At 71.0% G+C, this 17,355-nt stretch carries 20 protein-coding genes and 3 pseudogenes; 7 read left to right on the forward strand and 16 right to left on the reverse strand.

Annotated elements, in window-relative coordinates:
- Positions 1-84: 84 nt before the first annotated feature.
- The 5 genes from ACWZEH_RS18555 to ACWZEH_RS18575 form a co-directional block, all read right to left on the reverse strand.
- Positions 85-1,359: a TrbL/VirB6 family protein gene (locus ACWZEH_RS18555; protein ID WP_456192298.1), complete on the reverse strand. Its 1,275-nt coding sequence runs from the start codon at positions 1,357-1,359 to the stop codon at positions 85-87.
- 1 nt (position 1,360) lies between these two features.
- Positions 1,361-2,218 carry a DUF8175 domain-containg protein gene (locus ACWZEH_RS18560; RefSeq protein WP_456192299.1) on the reverse strand — a complete coding sequence of 286 codons (858 nt, stop codon included), beginning with the start codon at positions 2,216-2,218 and terminating at the stop codon, positions 1,361-1,363.
- Between the two features lie 34 nt (positions 2,219-2,252).
- Entirely contained in the window at positions 2,253-2,537 is a 285-nt protein-coding gene (locus tag ACWZEH_RS18565) for a hypothetical protein (RefSeq protein ID WP_456192300.1), read from the reverse strand.
- Between the two features lie 123 nt (positions 2,538-2,660).
- Positions 2,661-2,951: a hypothetical protein gene (locus tag ACWZEH_RS18570; RefSeq protein ID WP_384012952.1), complete on the reverse strand. Its 291-nt coding sequence runs from the start codon at positions 2,949-2,951 to the stop codon at positions 2,661-2,663.
- Positions 2,948-3,397 (reverse strand): DUF6668 family protein, encoded by a 450-nt coding sequence (locus ACWZEH_RS18575; RefSeq protein ID WP_456192301.1) that lies wholly within the window; start codon positions 3,395-3,397, stop codon positions 2,948-2,950. The genes ACWZEH_RS18570 and ACWZEH_RS18575 overlap by 4 nt, the downstream gene beginning before the upstream one ends.
- A gap of 740 nt (positions 3,398-4,137) precedes the next feature.
- Between ACWZEH_RS18575 and ACWZEH_RS18580 the strand changes: the two genes are divergently transcribed.
- From ACWZEH_RS18580 to ACWZEH_RS18590, 3 genes are all read left to right on the forward strand, one after another.
- Complete coding sequence (locus tag ACWZEH_RS18580; RefSeq protein ID WP_456192302.1) at positions 4,138-4,983, forward strand: transglycosylase SLT domain-containing protein; 846 nt, start codon at positions 4,138-4,140, stop codon at positions 4,981-4,983.
- A gap of 23 nt (positions 4,984-5,006) precedes the next feature.
- Positions 5,007-5,909: a hypothetical protein gene (locus tag ACWZEH_RS18585; RefSeq protein ID WP_456192303.1), complete on the forward strand. Its 903-nt coding sequence runs from the start codon at positions 5,007-5,009 to the stop codon at positions 5,907-5,909.
- A 207-nt stretch (positions 5,910-6,116) separates the two neighbouring features.
- Entirely contained in the window at positions 6,117-6,677 is a 561-nt protein-coding gene (locus ACWZEH_RS18590) for a sigma-70 family RNA polymerase sigma factor (protein WP_456192304.1), read from the forward strand.
- Positions 6,678-7,018: 341 nt separating this feature from the next.
- Here ACWZEH_RS18590 and ACWZEH_RS18595 read toward each other — a convergent pair whose 3' ends face one another.
- The 5 genes from ACWZEH_RS18595 to ACWZEH_RS18615 all read right to left on the reverse strand — a co-directional run bounded on the left by ACWZEH_RS18595 (position 7,019) and on the right by ACWZEH_RS18615 (position 10,168).
- On the reverse strand, positions 7,019-7,396 hold the full coding sequence (locus ACWZEH_RS18595; protein ID WP_456192305.1) for a DUF6247 family protein: 378 nt from the start codon (positions 7,394-7,396) through the stop codon (positions 7,019-7,021).
- A 241-nt stretch (positions 7,397-7,637) separates the two neighbouring features.
- Positions 7,638-8,603, reverse strand: coding sequence for a hypothetical protein (locus ACWZEH_RS18600; protein ID WP_456192306.1), 966 nt, complete (start codon positions 8,601-8,603; stop codon positions 7,638-7,640).
- 299 nt (positions 8,604-8,902) lie between these two features.
- Complete coding sequence (locus tag ACWZEH_RS18605) at positions 8,903-9,124, reverse strand: DUF397 domain-containing protein (protein ID WP_456192307.1); 222 nt, start codon at positions 9,122-9,124, stop codon at positions 8,903-8,905.
- 35 nt (positions 9,125-9,159) lie between these two features.
- The gene (locus ACWZEH_RS18610) at positions 9,160-9,297 is read right to left on the reverse strand and encodes a DUF397 domain-containing protein (protein WP_384056054.1); all 138 of its coding nucleotides are present in this window, start codon (positions 9,295-9,297) and stop codon (positions 9,160-9,162) included.
- A complete protein-coding gene (locus tag ACWZEH_RS18615) occupies positions 9,254-10,168 on the reverse strand; it encodes a helix-turn-helix domain-containing protein (RefSeq protein ID WP_384056056.1) in 915 nt (304 codons plus the stop codon). Before ACWZEH_RS18615 ends, ACWZEH_RS18610 begins: the two co-directional genes overlap by 44 nt.
- A gap of 195 nt (positions 10,169-10,363) precedes the next feature.
- On the opposite strand from ACWZEH_RS18615, the gene ACWZEH_RS18620 reads away from it, so the two are divergent.
- Positions 10,364-10,870, forward strand: coding sequence for an ATP-binding protein (locus ACWZEH_RS18620; protein ID WP_456192308.1), 507 nt, complete (start codon positions 10,364-10,366; stop codon positions 10,868-10,870).
- On the opposite strand, the gene ACWZEH_RS18625 is transcribed toward ACWZEH_RS18620, so the two are convergent.
- Complete coding sequence (locus ACWZEH_RS18625) at positions 10,825-11,280, reverse strand: DUF4291 family protein (RefSeq protein ID WP_456192309.1); 456 nt, start codon at positions 11,278-11,280, stop codon at positions 10,825-10,827. The two genes, ACWZEH_RS18620 and ACWZEH_RS18625, sit on opposite strands and share 46 nt — an antisense overlap.
- Here ACWZEH_RS18625 and ACWZEH_RS18630 point away from each other — a divergent pair.
- Positions 11,212-11,736: pseudogene (locus ACWZEH_RS18630) on the forward strand (SDR family NAD(P)-dependent oxidoreductase); the annotation flags it as partial. The gene ACWZEH_RS18625 and the pseudogene ACWZEH_RS18630 overlap by 69 nt on opposite strands.
- A 453-nt stretch (positions 11,737-12,189) precedes the next feature.
- Here the strand turns inward: ACWZEH_RS18630 and ACWZEH_RS18635 are convergent.
- Together ACWZEH_RS18635 and ACWZEH_RS18640 are read right to left on the reverse strand one after the other, a co-directional pair.
- Complete coding sequence (locus tag ACWZEH_RS18635; RefSeq protein WP_456200031.1) at positions 12,190-12,333, reverse strand: hypothetical protein; 144 nt, start codon at positions 12,331-12,333, stop codon at positions 12,190-12,192.
- Positions 12,334-12,695: 362 nt separating this feature from the next.
- Positions 12,696-13,565, reverse strand: a complete 870-nt coding sequence (locus tag ACWZEH_RS18640; RefSeq protein ID WP_456192310.1) for an MBL fold metallo-hydrolase — start codon at positions 13,563-13,565, stop codon at positions 12,696-12,698.
- Between the two features lie 226 nt (positions 13,566-13,791).
- Between ACWZEH_RS18640 and ACWZEH_RS18645 the strand changes: the two are divergent.
- Together ACWZEH_RS18645 and ACWZEH_RS18650 are read left to right on the forward strand one after the other, a co-directional pair.
- Positions 13,792-13,890, forward strand: a pseudogene (locus tag ACWZEH_RS18645) (zinc finger domain-containing protein); the annotation flags it as partial.
- Complete coding sequence (locus tag ACWZEH_RS18650) at positions 13,867-14,625, forward strand: recombinase family protein (RefSeq protein ID WP_456199675.1); 759 nt, start codon at positions 13,867-13,869, stop codon at positions 14,623-14,625. The pseudogene ACWZEH_RS18645 and the gene ACWZEH_RS18650, both read left to right, overlap by 24 nt.
- A 109-nt stretch (positions 14,626-14,734) precedes the next feature.
- On the opposite strand, the gene ACWZEH_RS18655 is transcribed toward ACWZEH_RS18650, so the two are convergent.
- The 3 genes and pseudogenes from ACWZEH_RS18655 to ACWZEH_RS18665 all read right to left on the reverse strand — a co-directional run.
- A complete protein-coding gene (locus tag ACWZEH_RS18655; protein ID WP_456199677.1) occupies positions 14,735-15,085 on the reverse strand; it encodes a PRC-barrel domain containing protein in 351 nt (116 codons plus the stop codon).
- A gap of 551 nt (positions 15,086-15,636) precedes the next feature.
- Positions 15,637-16,377, reverse strand: a complete 741-nt coding sequence (locus ACWZEH_RS18660; RefSeq protein ID WP_456192311.1) for a MerR family transcriptional regulator — start codon at positions 16,375-16,377, stop codon at positions 15,637-15,639.
- 163 nt (positions 16,378-16,540) lie between these two features.
- Positions 16,541-16,777, reverse strand: a pseudogene (locus ACWZEH_RS18665) (IS110-like element IS110 family transposase); the annotation flags it as partial.
- Between the last annotated feature and the right edge of the window lie 578 nt (positions 16,778-17,355).

Consider the following 17,355-nt stretch of genomic DNA (forward strand, 5'->3'; position numbering starts at 1 on the left):
CCGTTCAGGTGCCGGTGCGCCGGGCGGCCGTCCGGGCCGCGGTGCGCCGCGCGCCGCGCGAGCCCGGACGGGCCGTCGCCGGGGTCAGCGGTTGTGCCCCTGGTCGCCGTCGGCGCCCTCGAGGGAGCCGGAGGCGGTACGGCCGACGACCTGCGCCGCCGTCACCGCCGCCCCGATGGCGACACCGACCGGGCCTCCCGCCGCCGCGGCGGCCCGGCCCGCACCGGCGGCCGCTCCGCCACCGCCGGCTCCTCCTCCGCCGGCGCCGGCTCCCGCCCCGGCCCCCGGGGCTCCCGGCCGGCCCGCGCCGCCGTCGGCGCCACCGAAACCGGAGGAGCCGGACATGCCGCCGGAACCGGAGGAGCCCTGCGAACCGCCCGAGCCGCCCGAGCCGGACGCCCCCGACGCGCCGCGCGGACCGCTCTGCCCGCCGGCGCCACCGCTGCTGCTGCCGCCGCCCCCGCCGCCGCCGAGCGAACGGGCGCCGGACGCCAGGGAACCGCCCGCCGAGGACATCGCCCCGGACATCGCGGACGCTCCGCCGAGCGCGGCGGTGGCGGGTACGACGAGCTTCAGCAGCGCGGGCAGGGCGACGGCGGACAGCAGCATCACGCCGATACCGGCGATGCGTTCGTTGATGTCACTGCCGCCGTCCTGGCCCGAGGTGATCATGGCCGAGCCCGCGTACAGCACCAGGCCGGCCGCCGGCTTGTACAGCAGCCAGGCGATCATCCAGCCGAGGTGCTTGCGCCACCAGCCGCCGCCCCAGTTCGTCATGGAGGCGGCGGCGGCCAGCGGGAGGGTGCCCAGCAGCAGGATCATGACGCCGAGGCGGATGTAGAGCAGGATCGTGTGGATGATCCCGGCGATCAGCAGCAGGAAGGCGAGGACCAGCAGCAGGAAGGACTCGATGCCGTTGCCGTCGGAGCAGGCGCCCACGGCGCTCAGCTGCTTCTCCGCGCCCGCGTTGAAGAGGTACGTGGAGTAGTCGTCGGAGAGGGTGGCGGCGGCCGTGACGACGGTGGTGGCGGCACCCGAGACGAGGATGACCCGCATGATGCCCTTGAGCGCGGTCGTGCCGGCCTCACCGCGCCGCTCGATGGCCATCCGCGCGGACGCGAACAGCAGCGAGCCGACCGCCAGATAGACCACGATCCACTGTGTCTGGCTGTTGATGTCCTGGGCCGTCGTGGTGCCCGAGAGGGTCGGGATGCTGGTGGTCAGCGCCCCGAACACCGCGATGGCGCCCGCGAGGACGGCGTTGGCGACGCCCTCGACGATGGTCCCGATGGGATCCCCGAGGAAGCTGAAGAATCCCACCGCGATGTCGACGATGGGGTTACCGGTCGGGCACGCCATGTCAAACCCCCCAAAGGAGATGGCCGTTGGTTCCCTGGACCGCCTTCACGGGCGTGTGCAGGGCACCGTTGTCGGAGGGCTGGACCTTCCAGTCGCCGCCGCTCCAGCGCAGGGCGATGGAGGTCGTGGCGTAGCCCTGACTGGTCTTGAGTAGCAGTTCGACGGTCGCCGCCTCGCCGGAGTACGCGGGCACCGAGTATCCGGCGTAGGAGGCGACGGACGAACTGCCGGTCCCGGCACTCGCGCCGGACCCGGAGCCCGGCCCGTCACCGGCTCCGGCTCCGGCTCCGGCATCGGCACTGGCGCCGGAGCCGGATTCGACGGTGTCGTCGTCCCGGACCGTGGAACGCTTGAAGACGAACAGGTCCCGGCCCTGGCCGGACACGACCTGCTCCCGCGCGACGGTCCGCCAGTCGGGACCGCTCATCTGCGAGGGAATGATGTGGGCGGCCAGCACGGCCCCGGTCGGCGTGTGCGCGAAGCACCACCACAGGGGCCCCTGGGTCAGGGTCGGGCCGGCGGAGGCCGAGACGGGCACACGCGTGACGTCGAGGGTGTGCCAGTCGACGTCGTCGGGCGGAGCCGTGGGCAGGGCGTCGCCGTCGCTGTCGTCCGTACGGCATCCCTCGGGCCGGCCGTCCTTCATGGCCGGAGTGCCGGACAGCGGCCCCTCGGCCGCCGGCGCGTTCCCGTTGTTCCCGTCGGGGTCCTGGTCGGTCGTCAGCGCGACGATCCCGCTCAGTACGACGACGACGGCGAGGAACCCCGCCGACACCTGCCAGCCGCGCTGCTTCCAGTACGGCCCCGACGGGTCCGACCGGTACCGGCGTGGCTCCCGGTACTCCCTGCGTGTGAACATCTCGACCGTCCCCGGCTCCTCCCCGTCCGCCGGATCAGTTGAAGACGAAGCCGACCAGCGGGCCCGCGGTGGCGACCAGGACACAGCCGCCGAGCACCATGCCGAGGCGGCTCATGTGCTCCGAGCTCTCACCCCGCTTGAGGGAGACGGCCATCATCGTGCCGGTGATCAGCACCCCGGCGACGCCGGCGGCGGTACCGGCCCAGGCGGCTATGCCGAGCACGGTGTTGACCTTGGAGGTCAGCTCGCCGGGGGCGTTGCTCACCGGCTGGGGCACGCCGGCGGCGAGCACGTTGGTGGCTTCGAGGAGCAGGGACATGGGGATCTCCGAGAGGTCGGCGCCGTGGCATGAGCGGTGGGCGCGAGGTAGGGGTGAGGTGGGCTGGGCTGAGGTGGGGCCTGGATGCGGCTGGGGTGACTGGTGCCGAGAGGTTTGCGAACCTCAGAGGAGGGACAGATTGCCGAGGAAGGCGACGAGTGGCCCGGCCGTCGAGGCGACCAGGCAGCCGAGGGTGACGTAGAAGACCCCGCGGAAGTGCTCGCCGCCCTCGCCCGGCTCGCCGCGGCGCAGTTGGATCGCCATCTGCATGCCGACGATGATCAGTCCGCCGACCCCCGCGGCCGAGGCGCACCACGCGAGGATGCCGAGGATGACGCCGGCGTCGGCGGTCGGGGTGTAGCCGGCCAGCCGCTCCCCGAGGGGGAGGGCGAGGTGGGTGAGGGGGGAGGTCATGAAACGGTTCTCTCGCCGTCGGTTTTGGTGCCCACCAGGTCGGCGAGCACGCTGAGTTGTCGGGGCAGGTACTTGGGCTGACCGCCCACCCGCCAGGCCGGGATCCACGGCACCCGGTGCACATGGGTGACCGAGCGGACGACCCGGATGCGGCGCAGCAGGCTGAGCGGGAGCCGCCCGGGGGCGTCGGCGACGAGGACGACACCCAGCAGGTCGATCCCCTGCGGGGCCTTTCCGTCCTTCAGCGCACCCAACGCCCGTGACACGGCACGCAGTCCGCGTGCGCTGGTCCGGCCGACCAGCATGACCCGGCGCGGTTCGCCCCGCGCGGGCTCCGGCCAGCGGGCCCCCACGTCGACCCCGCCGAGAGCGTCGGCGAGCGAGGAGGCACCGGCTCCGCCGTGCGCCTTGACCCACCCGATCTCGTCCCGCGACTTCCCGCGCACGGTCGTCCGCCGTCTGGGCTCACCCCAGGAGGGCTCGCCGGCGGAGGCGGGGGCGGGGGCTCTCTTGCGGGGGGCGGGGGGCGAGGGGCGGGGCGTCCGGGCCGGGGCGGGTGCCGCCGTGTGCGCGTGCGCGTGTGCGGGCGAGGCGGGTGCGGGGGCCGCTGACGCGGACGGTGCGGGGGATGCCGGGGCGGGAGCCGGAACAGGTGCCGGGTGCACGGCCGTTCCCGCCTGGGCGTGTGGTCCCGGCTGAGGGTGTGGCCTCGGCGGGATGTGCTGTCCCGGCTGAGGGTGCTGCCCCGGTGCTCCGGCCTGCCCCGGCACCCCGGGCCGGGCCGGTGCCCCCGGCTGGACCGCCGTACCCGCGCCGTACCCCGTCGCCGGCCCGGCATCCGGAGTCCCCGGACCCGCGGTCGCCCCGGGTACCGGAGTCTGACCCGCACCGGAGGCTCCGCCGTCCGCGGCGGGCGGTGTGACGGGCGGTGTGGCGGCCGGGGCCGTCGGCCGTGCGGGTTTCGGCCCTCGTACCCATGACTGCGGGCCCGACGGCGTTGCCGGAGGAGTGCCCATGTGCGCCCCGCCCCCTTCTCCGCTCGTGCTTCGGCTGCTCTGGCTCATCTGATTTCTACGGGTTTGAACTTATTCGCGCCGGGGCCCGTTTGGATCTTTCGAGCCCGTCGACAGCACAACGGGCCGTTCGGCCGTCGCGGTTCAAGGTGAGAGGAAGAAGGCGGGCACGCATGAGCGCGGGCACGGGAGAGAGCGGGGAGGGCGGGACCTCCACCGCCGTCAGGAACACCATCGCCGCAGGCACCGGCTGCGGCTGCCTGCTGTCGCCGCTCGCCCTGCTCGGCGCCCTGGTCGTCATCATCATCATCGGCGGGTTCGGGGTGCTGCTGGCCCCGCTCATCGCGCTGATCCTGCTGTTCTCGGGCGGCGGTGGGGGCGGTTCCGCCAGTGCGGACGACGCGGACGAGGTGATCGCCATCTTCAACGGCGACGGCCAGGGCGAGTTGGAGACCTCGACGGTCCCCGAGGACCTGGCGGACCCGATCGAGGAGGCCGGCGAACTGTGCGACGCGATCGGCCCGATCGTCATCGCCTCCCAGATCGAGAGGGAGTCCGGCTTCAACGAGACACTCGTCGGCGAGAACGGCGAGGAGGGCATCTCGCAGCTGCCGCCCGAGATCTTCGACAAGTACGGCGAGGACGACGACGACAACGACGAGACCTCGGCGCTGGACGCGGAGGACTCGATCATGGCGCAGGGCCGTTACCTGTGCGATCTCGCCGATGAGGCCCAGCAGATGATCGACGCGAACGAGGCCACCGGCAGCGTCCTGGACCTCGCCCTGGCCGGCTACCACGTGGGGATGGACGCCGTCCGCGCGGCCAAGGGGGTGCCGCAGACGAACGAGGCCCAGGGCTACGTCCTCGCCATCCGCGCCCAGTTCGCCAAGTACGAGGGTGTGGCCGCCCCGCCCGCCGGCTCCACCCCGGGCGTCACCCCGGGCATGGACCCGGACCCGACGGGCTCGCCCTCCGCCTCCCCGTCGCCTTCCCCGTCCACCACCCCCGACGCATGAGAACAACGAGGAGGACAGCAGCCATGGCCCACTTCGAGGTGCGGATCTCGGGCGAAGGGCTCGCCGAGATCAACGGAGAGCCTCTGGTGCTTGAGCCGGGCCAGTCCGTGCACGAGGCCGTACTGGACCGGTTGCAGCAGTACGCGGAGCAGCGCGCGGCGGCGGTCGGGGCAACGGTGAACGACGGTCCGGGCGAGTCCCACTTCGTCCTGGAGGTCTTCCCCGACGGCTCCAGCCGGGTCCTCGACCCGACGGACCCCGCTCACCGGGCCCCTGAACCGGCGCCTCTTCCCCCGCCCGCCCCCACCCCTGTCCCTGCCCCCGCGCCCGCCCCTGCCCCCGCGCCCGCCTCCGCCATAGCCCTGGCGGTCGCCCGGGCCCGGGCCGCCGCAACGGCACCCCCCGCCCCCGCCCCCACCCCCGCTCCAGCCCCGGCACCACCCCCCGCCCCGGCACCGCCGCCTCCTCCTCCGTCCCGCTCCCTCCCTACGGAGCTGGCGGAGCAGATCACGCGCATCAACGCGCTGGCGACCACGGGCCGGCTGGAGGAGGCGTCGGCCGAGGCGACCGCCCTGCGTGAGCGCCTGACGAGTTCGGCGGGCACGGAGCACCCGGACGCGCTGGAGGCGCGGGCGATGGAGGCGTACCTGGCGCACCTGCGCGGGGACCACCGGGAGGCCACGGTGCTGGCCCTGTCGGTGGCCCGCATCCTGTGCGGGGCCGGTGCCCCGCAGGCACCGGCGGCGGTGGCGAGGGCGGCGGCCGCGTGGCAGCGGCTGGAGGACGACAGGGCGGCGGAGATCCACGGGAACGAACTGCTGCACATGTGGAACAGGCTGCACAGCAGCGGTCGCCTCTCCGCCGCGGACGAGCAACTGGCCCACCGGGTCCGCGCCCAGCTGGAGGCCCTGTCGACCTACGTCTGACCCGGGAACCGACCCGCCGCTCCACCGCTCGGGCGACCCCGTTCCACGGGGTGGCCCCACAGGCGTTGTACGAGCCGTCAATCGAACGTCAAACGAACATGGAACGAACGTGGAGCATCCCTAGGAACACTCCCTTCCCCGGAGGCCCCGGTCCCAATCCCCACGACCGGGGCCGGCCATCCCAAGGAGCAGGAGCGGGAGCACACCATGAACGTGACGGTGATCGGGTCGGCGAGCGCGGTATCCCCCGAGGAACGGGCCCTGCGGGACCTCTACCTGGAGCACGGCCCGGCCCTCTACTCGTACGTGCTGCGCATGCTGGGCGGAGACACCCACCGCACGGAGGACGTCATCCAGGAGACGCTGCTGCGCTGCTGGAACAAGCAGAACCTGGCGGACGGCGAGGGGATGGCCGTCCGCCCCTGGATGTTCCGCGTCGCCCGCAACATCGTGATCGACGCACACCGCACGAAGATGGCCCGCCCGCTGGAGATAGGCGGCGCGACCTGGCTGACCGAACTGGGCGCGGAGGCCGACGACATCGAACGGATGCTGTCGTCCATCGTCCTGCGCGACGCCCTCCAGGCCCTGACCCCCGCACACCGCGAGGTGCTGGAGGCCACCTTCTTCGCCGACCGCACCACCCAGCAGGCGGCCGTCACCCTCGGCGTCCCCCAGGGCACCGTCAAGTCCCGCGTCTACTACGCCCTGCGCAGCCTGAAAACAGCCCTGGAAGAACGCGGCATGCACACCGACCGCGCTGCTTGAATCCCCAGTGACCGAACGGCCCGCGACCGGTACGTGGTTCCCCCACTGCCCGGCTCGGACATCGGTGAACGGCGGCACGACCCGGACCACCGCGATGAGTTTCATCCGCGGTAGGGGAAGAGCGTAGAACCACCCGTCAGCGAGCAACGGGATACGGCGCAGACCGCCGGGCCCTCCGTGACTGGGCCCGCTCCCGATGTCGGTGACGTCTACACCGACTGTGGCGAGGGCGACCAGCTCGTCGGCCAGGCGCTCGACTTCGCCGACGACATGCCGGGGAAGCCCGAAGATCAGGTGTTCGGCATCGGGGTCGTACTCCCAGCGCCATTCCTTCCCGTCGCTCACGCGGTGCCCTGCCCGTTCTCGATGCCTGCCTCGGCGCAGGCGGCATCGAGGAGGGAGCCGATCTCGGTGGCGAGGGCACGGGCCTCGGCGAGGTCGTCCGTCTCGGCGGCTCGGGCCTCCAGCGCGTGCAGGCGGGCTGCTTGCTCGGGGTGACGCTCGACGGCGACGTACACGGCCCACTGGCCGACGAAGCGACGCATGGGCGCGGCGCTCACCTGCTCCCGTGCCTGCTGCAGGGCCACCGCACGCTCGGCGTCGAAGACGGGCAGCGCGGCCGGGGCGAGCAGGGCGAGGGCAGCACGCAGGTCCTCGGGGGTGCCGGCGGGCTGAGGGATCGGGGGGGTTCCGGACACCGGGTCCCAGGCGCTGGTCATACGGACGGCCTCGTCTCGTAGGTGACTCCCGTCGGGTGCACGGAGTCGGTGCTGCTGTGCATCAGCGTTCCGAACGGGGCCTGGAAATTCAAGCGGGACAGTGCCGCGCTGCACGGCGGTGGCCATTTCCCTGATCTCGTTGTACGGAGCCCGGGGGAGTGCGGGGAACGAAGGGCGTGCGTCTCGACCCCCGCACATCAAGCCTCCCACCCGGGGTCCGACCGCATGCCCGCCCACCGGCTCAGCCGGCCGCACGGAGCGGCTCCCGGGTGAGGCGGTCACGGCGCCCCCGGCAGTCCCGGCAGCGTCCGGGCTCCGGTGCGCGGAAGGCGCGCTCGCAGCCGTCGCAGGTCTGGAAGGGCAGCACGGCCGGGCGTTCGGCGACCGGTGGGAGCGGTGCCGGGGGCGGCGCGGGCAATGGCGTTTCCCGGAGGCGGAAGGCCAGGACGCTTGCCGGGCGGGCCCGGAAGGTGTCGGGGAGCCGTACGGTCAGCAGGTCGGTGATCTCGCGCGGTCCGACCCCGGCCGCCAGCCACGCGGCGACGGCCGGCGCCAGACGGGCGGCCTCCCGCACGGACAGGACGAGACGGGGATCGACCCGGCGCAGGGCGGTCAGCAGGGCGACCGCCTCCGGGTCGGCATCGGCGAGTGAGGGCGCCGGGTCGGCGTCTGTGCCCGCGAGTGAGGAGGCCGGGTTCTCGGCCTCCTCGTGGCGGGGAGCGGGCACCGCCCCCCGCAGGGGCACGGCAGTGGCCGAGGCCTCCGCGACGGCGGGCTGTTTCCGGGGCCGGGTCCGGTGCCGGGGCGGCTTCGGCGGCTCGGGAGGGCCCTCCGGGCCGTTGCCGCCGTTGTCGCCGCCGCCGGGTACGTCGTAGAAGTACGTCCGCGTGCGGATCTTCCCGGAGGGCAGGCGCTCGCGGCGGCGCTCCAGGTAGCCGGCGGCTTCGAGCTCCCTGAGTGCCCGCGAGATGAGGATCTCGCCCTCGCTGAAGTGCTCGCACAGGGCGGTGATGGTCACGGGGGTGCCGGTGGGCAGGGAGAGGATGTACACCGCGACGCCGATGGTGACCGCGCTGCCGCGTCGCTGGGCGAGGGCGTTGGAGATCACGGTGAAGTCGGCGGTGAGCCGGGTGCGTACGTGGATCACGCCGGAGATCGGAGCTCCGGCGTCGGCGCGCAGGCGCGCGTTAGACTGCGAGTCAGCCATTGGGAAGGTCGTAGCTTCCTGATCGGTGAGGCCCTCGTCCGGGATGCCCGTCCCGATCGGGGGCCGTATCTGTTTGCGGTTGTCGCGCTGAACGCGCTTCTCGCGGTGAACGTAACCGCCCGTATCCCGCCCCTGCAAGCCGGTCACCCGGACGAGTGACGCGGGCTTTCCGGCGGGGAGGGTGGGTGGGCGGGTAGTTCTTTCCCCCGGTTCTTTATGGAGGTCAGCGGCCCGCCGGACCCTCGCGGACAAGGGCCCGGTGACCCCGCCGGCCGGACGCCGACCGGACCCCGGCCACCTCAGGGACGGAGCTGCCCGCCGGCCTTCAACTCACCTGTGAAGGCGGTCCAGGAGGCGGCTTCGAAGCACACGGTCGGGCCGTGCGGGGCTTTGCTGTCACGGACGGGGACGACGGTCCGGAACCCGTCGGCCACCTCCACGCAGTTGCCGCCGGCCTGGTTGCTGTAGCTGCTGCTGCGCCAGTCGGCGCCGTTCGGATCGGGACGGGACGTTCGCTCCACGGTGGTTGTCCTCCATCACGGATCGGGTTATGCCGTCAGGGACGGAGCCGCCCGGCCTTCACCTCGTCCATGAAGGCGGTCCAGGAGGCGGCTTCGAAGCACACGGTCGGGCCGTGCGGGGCTTTGCTGTCACGGACGGGGACGACGGTCCGGAACCCGTCGGCCACCTCCACGCAGTCGCCGCCCTCCTGGTTGCTGTAGCTGCTCTTGCGCCAGGCGGCGCCGTTCGGATCGGGACGGGACGTTCGCTCCACGGTGGTTGTCCTCCATCACGGATCGGATCATGTCGAGCGACATGAGCGGGGGCAGAGCTGCCGCCCGCAGCCGATCGTAGGCCAGCGCCAAGCTCCTGACATCGTCCGGATTCTCGACGAGTTGGCCGTAATGCGCGCCTTCCGTGTAGGCGCTCTCCGAGCCGTCCGGCATGCTGAGCACCGTGAGCGAGCCACCCATCACATCGTGCTCGCCCTGGTCGAACGGCAGCACCTGCACGGTGATGTGAGGTTCCGCCGCAGTTCCGAGCAGCCGCACCAACTGCTCACGCATCACCACACGCCCTCCGACGGGACGTCTGAGCACCGCTTCGTCGAGGATCAACCACAGTTCGGGACGATCGGGCGTGCCAAGGCGCTCCTGTCGTCCCATGCGCAGGGCGACCCGCTCCTCCAACTGCTCTTTGCCGTCGAGCGTTCGACCGACACTCAGAACCGCCCGCGCGTAAGCCTCCGTCTGCAACAGACCCGGCACCACGTGAGCCGCGTACTGTCTGACGGCCACCGCCCGCCCCGAGTACTCCATGAACTTCCGCGACCAGTCCGGAAACGCCTCCCGGTACACGTACGGCCACAACTCGACCAGCAGGTCGTCCCCGCCGAGGACGGCGTCCAGCGCACGGGCCAGTTCCAGCGTCGGCTTCGCTCCGGACGCACGCTCGATCTGCGTGATCCGGGTGCTCACCACGTGCGTCCTGGCGCCGAGTTCGGCCTGGGTCAGTCCGGCGGCCGTGCGGAGCCTGCGCACCCGCGCGCCGAACAGGGCGGCCATCGACGTACTGGGGTCAATTGCGTTGGCCAAGACGTCACTTCCTTTCTTTACGGACCCATAAGTAATGCTGTGTCACCTTTCGAGCGTAGGGCGACGCCCCGATTCTTGGGTACGGAACGTGACAACTCGCGCACCGAGCGAGATGTCTTCGGACCTGCCGAAGAAGAGCACCGACGTACGCCGAAGGACAGACCCGTGCTGACAGAGCCGACCAAGCCGACCGCCACCACCCCGCCCGACGAACCCCGCATCCTGTCGGCGCAGTTCACGTCCTCACCGCGAGGTGCGCGACTGGCCCGGGGCCACGCGGTACAGGCGATGGGGGAGTGGGGGTTTTTGCCGGAGTCGGACCAGTCGTGCACGGTCGCGCTCGTCGTGGCGGAACTCGCGGCGAACGCCGTACAGCATGCCCGCACTCCGGGCCGCGACTTCGCCGTCCGCCTCACCCTGGACACGACGGCGGACGTGGTCCGCATCGAGGTGGCCGACGCCAACGCGGCGAAACGACCCCCCGAGACCCTGCCCACCGCACCGCCGGAGGGCGAATCGGGCCGAGGCCTCCTCCTGGTCGACACCCTGGCCCAACGCTGGGGCACAGCCCCCCGCCACCCCGTCGGCAAGACGGTCTGGGCGGACGTTTCTCTGGACCGCTCCCGCTACGAGGACGTCTCGACCGGCGACTGCGCTGGTGGGCGCAGGTGATCCAGGAGGTCGTCGGGCGCGGGGTAGGGGGCTTCCCGCGGAAGGAGCCGCCGCGCGGCCTCCAGGTCGCCGTCCCGTACGTACCCGTGGATCTCGTGGGCGAGGCCGGTGATGTCGGTGATGGAGACCGTCCACTCGTCCGCGTAGCGGCGGGCGGCTTCACCGGAGAGCCCGAGCTGGAGCGAACGGTGGGGAAGGGGCTGCAGGCGCACGCGCCCGCAGGCACCCCTGACCCACAGATTGAGGTTCCCATGACCCGTGGCTCCCGGGCTGCCGCCCGAGCCTCGCTGCGCGACCGCTGGACACCGGACTCCCTCCTCGACCAGTCGGGGCGACTGACCGTGGTCACCGGCGCCAACAGCGGCATCGGATACGTCACCGCTCGCGAACTCGCCTGCCGCGGCGCCCATGTCGTCCTGGCATGCCGCAACCGCGAGCGCGGGCAGGACGCCGTGGAGCGGCCGCGGCCCGAAGTCCCCGGCGCCCGCTTCGAACTGCGCCTGCTCGACCTCGCCGACTTGAAGTCCGTCCGCCGTTTCGCCGAGGGCTGGAGCCACGGCCGGCTCGATCTCCTGGTCAACAACGCTGGCATCGCCATGGTGCCGTTCTCCCGGACCGCCGACGGCTTCGAGTCCCAGTTCGGCGTCAACCACCTCGGCACGTTCGCGCTCACCGGCCTCCTCATGCCTCACCTGCTAGCGGCCCCCGACCCGCGCGTGGTCACTGTCAGCAGCGAGGGTCAGCGATTCGCCCGATTCGACATGGCCAACCTCAATGCTGAGCACCGCTACCGAGCGGCGTTCGCCTACGTACAGTCCAAGCGGGCCGATCTCTACTTCGCCATGGAACTGCAGCGAAGGGCCGATGCCGCCGGGCTGAGGCTGCGCAGCATGGCTGCCGCCCCCGGACTCACACGTTCCAACGTGCTCACTGGCGGCGCCAACAACACCCGGGGCCGCGTATACGGGATCCTCACGCGCCTGCTCTCGTGCATCGCCTTCCGCCCCACACCAGACGGCGCCAAGACCTCCCTGTACGCCTCAACCGTCCCCAACCTGCCTGGGGGAGCTACGTCGTGCCCGATGGGCCGTTCCAGCTCCGTGGCGAGCCCGCCCTCCGCGGCCGGGAACGTGCCATCCAGGACTCTGCCACGGTCCACCAGTTGCGGGTGCTCTCGGAACAGCTCACCAGCGTGCACTACTCATTGCCCACCGAACCGCCTTGGGTGTAGTTCCTCTGGAGGGACGGACCGGGGGCGCTGTGACTGCCGTCGGAGTAGCCGCCCGATCCGGTTGGATGCGCGCGAGGAGTTCCTGCTTCTAAGCAGTGAACTCCTCGGCGGTGAGCACGCCTGCGCGGTGCAGTGCACCGAGGTCGCGCAGCTGCACGAAGGCGTCCAGGAATCCGGTCCAGGAGTCGACCTCGAACAGCTGGTCCGGCAGCAGGTCGATCTTCGGGAGCATTCTTCGAGGTTGTCTTGCGCAGCCACTTCAGGGACTCGCTCTCGCCGAGCCGGTCGACGTTCAGCTTCAACCGGCCGTTGGGCTGAACCTCGAAGCTGAGCTTCGCGTCCTGCCCGGCCTCCTCCAGGCGTTCGGCGAGATCTGGGGTCGGTGCAACGTCGCCGACAAGGTCAAGGGCGTCAAGATCTCCCGCAATCGGGAGGTCGGCGTGCTGCGCCTGTACGCGGACCGGATGTGGCTCCAGCCCGAGGCGGCTGCCGCCTCACGGTCTTCGGTCCCGTCGACGACGAGGCCGCCGAGAAATTCGAGCGTCTGTACGCCCTCGCGGGCTGACCCGCGCCGAACGGATCGGACAGCCGCAATCACGCCGAGATGAACGGCTCCGTCAGATGCGGCGTCGCCAGGTGCAGCGTGGTGGCGGTTTCGTGGCCGAACATGCGCTCCCTTGAGCGCCTGGCCGCCTCAGGGTCGTTCTCGTGCGAGTAGGCGAGCTCGGGGTGGAGCAGCTGGAGCGCGTGCACCAGGAGGTCGCCGGTGACGAGCGCCAGCTCGCGCCCGTCGGCGACCAGCACACTCTGGTGCCCGGGCGTGTGACCGGGCGTGGCGACCGCGAGCCCGGCGCGAAGCGGCGTATCCCCGTCGAGAAGCCGGAGCCGACCGGCCGCCGCGAGCGGGTCGGTGAGGGTCTCGCGAAGCTGCGGGTTGAGCGCGTCGAGGGCGTCGAACTCGGCCCGCTGGAGCAGGTATTCGGCGTTCGGGAAATAGGGGCGGCGGCCGCTGGTCGCGCCGCCGGTCGAAGCGTTGCCGTCCACCGCGCCGCCCGCTGATGGGACGGCCGCCTCGGTCACGACCGCCCACCCGACGTGGTCGGTGTGCAGATGCGTGAGCACCACGGTGTCGACTTCGGCCGGGTCGATGCCCGCGGCGGCGAGCGACTCGGGGAGCGCCCCGGGCACGGGCGCCCACGAGCCGGCCGGGCCGTCCGCCGGACCGATCCCGGCGTCCACGACTGTGAGGCCATTGTCGCCGCGGATCGCGTACGCGCGGAACTGGAGCCGCCAGCGGCCCTCGGCGTCGACCGCGCCCGGGTCGTAGCGGTCGGCCTCGGCCCACTGAGCGGCCGTGGCCTCCGGAAAGGCCTCGGCGCGCGGGGAGAAGAACGGGCCCTCGCCGTCGGCGAGGGCGATGATCTCGGTCGAGCCGATCCGGAGGCGGGGAACGCTGCGGGACATGGCCGCGATCCTGCCACGCCTGGACCCACACCCAACTGCCTTCTCAGAAACGAGTAGTTCTGAGAGATCACGGACCCCCACCGGGCCGCGTCCGGTTTGTCCCCGATCTTCGTTCTCATAATCTTTCACAAAACAGCTTTCGCACAATGGCCCTCGCGGTAGGTTCTGCGACATGCCAGAGCTCGCCGAACCAGCCGCAGCAGTCGAATAGTTCGACTGCCCCACCTGTGAGGTGCCCGCCGGAAGCACCTGCCGCACCCGCGGCGGCAAGGTCGCCCCGAAGTACCACACCCCGCGCTTCATGCTGGTGCCCCAGTTCCGCACCGAGCTGGAGGTGAAGACCCCCACCGGCCGCGGCCCCGGCCGCGCGTGGGAGAGGGGCCCGGCCATCGACACCGCCGTGCCGGAGACCGCGACGAAGCCCACGAGGGTGGGTTACGCCCGTTGCAGTACCGCCCAGCAAGAGCTCCAGAGCCAGCTCGATGCCCTGGCGGAGGCCGGGTGCGACCCGGTCTTCTCGGAGAAGATCAGCACCCGGACCAAGGTGCGGCCGGAGTTCGTCAAGGCGATGGACTTCGCCCGCACCGTCAAGAAGGCCGTCCCGCACCAGCGGGTGATCTTCACGGTGCATGAGATGAAGCGACTCGGGCGCGGCGCCGCCGAGCTCCTGGCCATCGCCGAGGACCTGCGCCACCACGACATCGAGCTCGAACTCCTCACCGGCCCTCTCCAGGGGGTCTACGACCCGTCCGGGCACGACGTCGCCCTGTTCGCGTTCTTCACCGGCATGGCGGAGTCTGAGCGCGAGTACATCCGCGAGAAGTCCCTCGAAGGCCAGGCGTCCGCCCGCGAACACGGCCGCCACGGCGGGCGCCCCAAGGTCGTCGACGACGACATGGCCGACTACGCCCGCAGCCTGCGGGCAGGCGGCGTCTCCGTCCCCGAGATCGCCCGCAAGCTCGTCATCACCGCGGGCAAGAACAAGGGCGAACACCCCTCGATCGCCACCGTCTACCGCATCCTCGCCGAAGCCAACGCAGCCGACAGCGCCGACAAGTGAGCCGGGCCCTCACCAACCATCCAAGATCAACTATTGGCGGCTTCTGGGCTCACCTTGGCGGCACCCCCAATTCTCCCGGGCAGGTGGGCCCCGCGGGGTGCGCTCAGGTTCAGCGAAGGGGCGCGGAGCGGAGAGAAAGGTAGTAGTCGCCGACCGCGGACAGGTACTCGGGATCACCTGTCTCGCTGTCGGTGGTGAATCGGGGAGCGGCTTTGATTTCCTCCCGGGACGGTGCGACCTTCACCGTCTGCGTCCTGATGTCGATGGCAATGACGGCACCGGCCGGGACCAGCACGCTTCTGCCGAACTTCCACATGCCGGTGTCGATCACCAGGTGCTGTATGCCGGGCTGGTCCTGCTGACGGTCTACGTGGCCGATGCCCCCGTCCGCGGCCTCCACGGTGAAGCCCACCAGCGACTGGCCGTACGTGTGACCGCTGTCCTGCGCGTACATCCACATATTGCTCACAGACCCAGCCCCTTCATCCCGGCCAACCGCAGACGGTGGCCTGGTCTCCTATGACGTTCTCTCCCTTCCCTGCCACGTGCCGAGCAATCAGGCATTCAAAGCGACGGCCGGCGCGTGGGCAAGCCAAGTCGGCTGCCGGCGAAGCGGACTGGGTGGCGGCTCCGCAATCGCCAAGGCCGTTGGCGGAGGCGGCCGCTGCACGAAAGGCGGGCCAGGGCCGGCCGATGGAAACCGGAAGCAGTATCTGCAGGGGTGGAGAAAACGTTCTGGCACATGTGACGAATGATCATGGGGTCGACTCGAACGGCAGCGCACCTCTGTACAGTCGGCTCGCCGAAGAACGGTCAGCCCGCGATGCCACCGTCCCCTGCCGCCCTGACCCAAGCGAGGCACGTGCGGCAGCCGACCGCACGGATTTCGGTTCACTGATGTCCAGGCAGCAGGTGGCAGTGGCGGCGGCAACGACTCTTTCGTCCACTCGTCACACCATCAGGCGAGCCAGGGAACCACTCAAAGAGTCACGAACCGCCCTCTGGGGGCGGTCACCGTGGGTCATCCGAATCGGACAGGAGCTCGTGGAGCCGCTGCATCACGTCCACCTGGGCCGGATTGTAGAGATCGCTGATGGCTTTGCCGATGGTGCGAGCGGTGTGCTGTCGGCCGCGCGGGGCGTCCGAAGCAAGGTCGCTGAGCCCGGGATGCCGAGTCCGGAGACCTCGGACGTAAGGCACGAGACGCTCGGCGAGACTCTGGCGCGTCGGCTCGTCGGCATCGGCGGGAAGCTCGTCGAGTTCGCGTGCCACCGGCTGCGGCTCCTGATGGAGCAAGTCCGCATAGGCGTCCATCCCCCTGGGTCCGAGGACCGTACCGAGAACGGTGACGAAAGAGCGGTCCGGGTGAGGGAGCTCGGTTGTCCCGTCCACGGAGGCGAAGCGGAGGGGAAGGTCGCTCGCGGCCGTTCCCCGCAGGAAGGCGCCGACCTCGGCGCGGGCGTGTTGCAGGCGTTCGATGGTGGCGGCCAGCTCATCGTCGAGAGTCCGCAGATCGCGCAGGTCGGGGTCGGAATCCGGGTCGTCGCGCATGTCCGCGATCTGGGAGAGGGAGAACCCCAGAACGGTGAGGCGCTTGATCCGCAGGAGTCGGACGAGATGGCTGACGCCGTACTGCTTGTACCCGTTGGAGCGGCAATCCGGCTCGTCGAGCAGCCCGATGTCGTGGTAATGCCGTACGGCCCTAAGGCTGACGCCGGCCAGCTCCGCCACCTCCCGGGTGCTCCACGCCATGATCGATGTCTCCCTCACCGTCCGGTGCGTCGACGCGGTCACGCCGTGAGCCCATTGAAAACTATGACGCAAGGGCAGGGTGGTGCGGGGGAGGGCTCATGAGGGTGCGGGCCGCACGCTCTCGGTGGCGTGCGGAGATCGTCGAAGTCGGGGGGCTGCCCAGGGCGTGCCCGGCGACGGCCAGGGGCAGGGCGCCGAAGGAGGCGGGCTGGTTCACAATCACCAGCGCCGTGCCGAACTTCACGGCCAGTTCGTCGAACACGGCCCGCGGCCTCGGGCCACTGTTGAGCGGCTGCTTGTCGAGGACCTTCTTGCCGACCCGAGTCGGTCCGTGTCCGTGAGGGGCCGTCATGCCGACGCCCAGGCCGAGGAACACGCCCACGTCTTCGGTGCCGAACATCGCAGGTAGGCGGTGCCGGGACCGGCAGTGGTGCCGTGCGCGCGCATCCACGTCATGCAGACCTGCCCTCCAGGGACTGTCCGGCACGGCGCCGGACCGGGCAAGTAGCCGGACCTCTTATCAGTGTCTCCGACGGCACCCCCCGGGCCCGGTGACACCCCCCCAGGCCATTGGGTCGGCCAGGAGCAACAGTCATACCGGATCCGGAGGCCGGCAGGTCCCATTGCAATACCGCGAAAAATAGAACGGAACGCCAGGCGTCGACGTGCTGTCGTCCGGCAGCGAGTCCGAGCCGTCCGACTATGGCTTCCCGTAGCTTCTGATGCCGTTCAACGAAGCCCGGTTCGCGTGATTTGGGCGAGCCCGACTGAAGGTTGCAAGCCGGTTTGCAACGGGAAAATCCGCCCCTTCTGCGGAATCCCAGCCGGCCCCACGCTGAGTGGCGGGGCAGCCTTCGGGACCGCGATACCTCTGGCACGAAAGCTCTCAGGTCGGCCTGAAGCAGAGCAATAACCTCAGCGATGTCACGAATGCCTCTCCCCTGTGGTGCGCCGAAGTGTGCCGTAACGTCACCAGTT

Source organism: Streptomyces yamdrokensis (genome assembly GCF_053890455.1).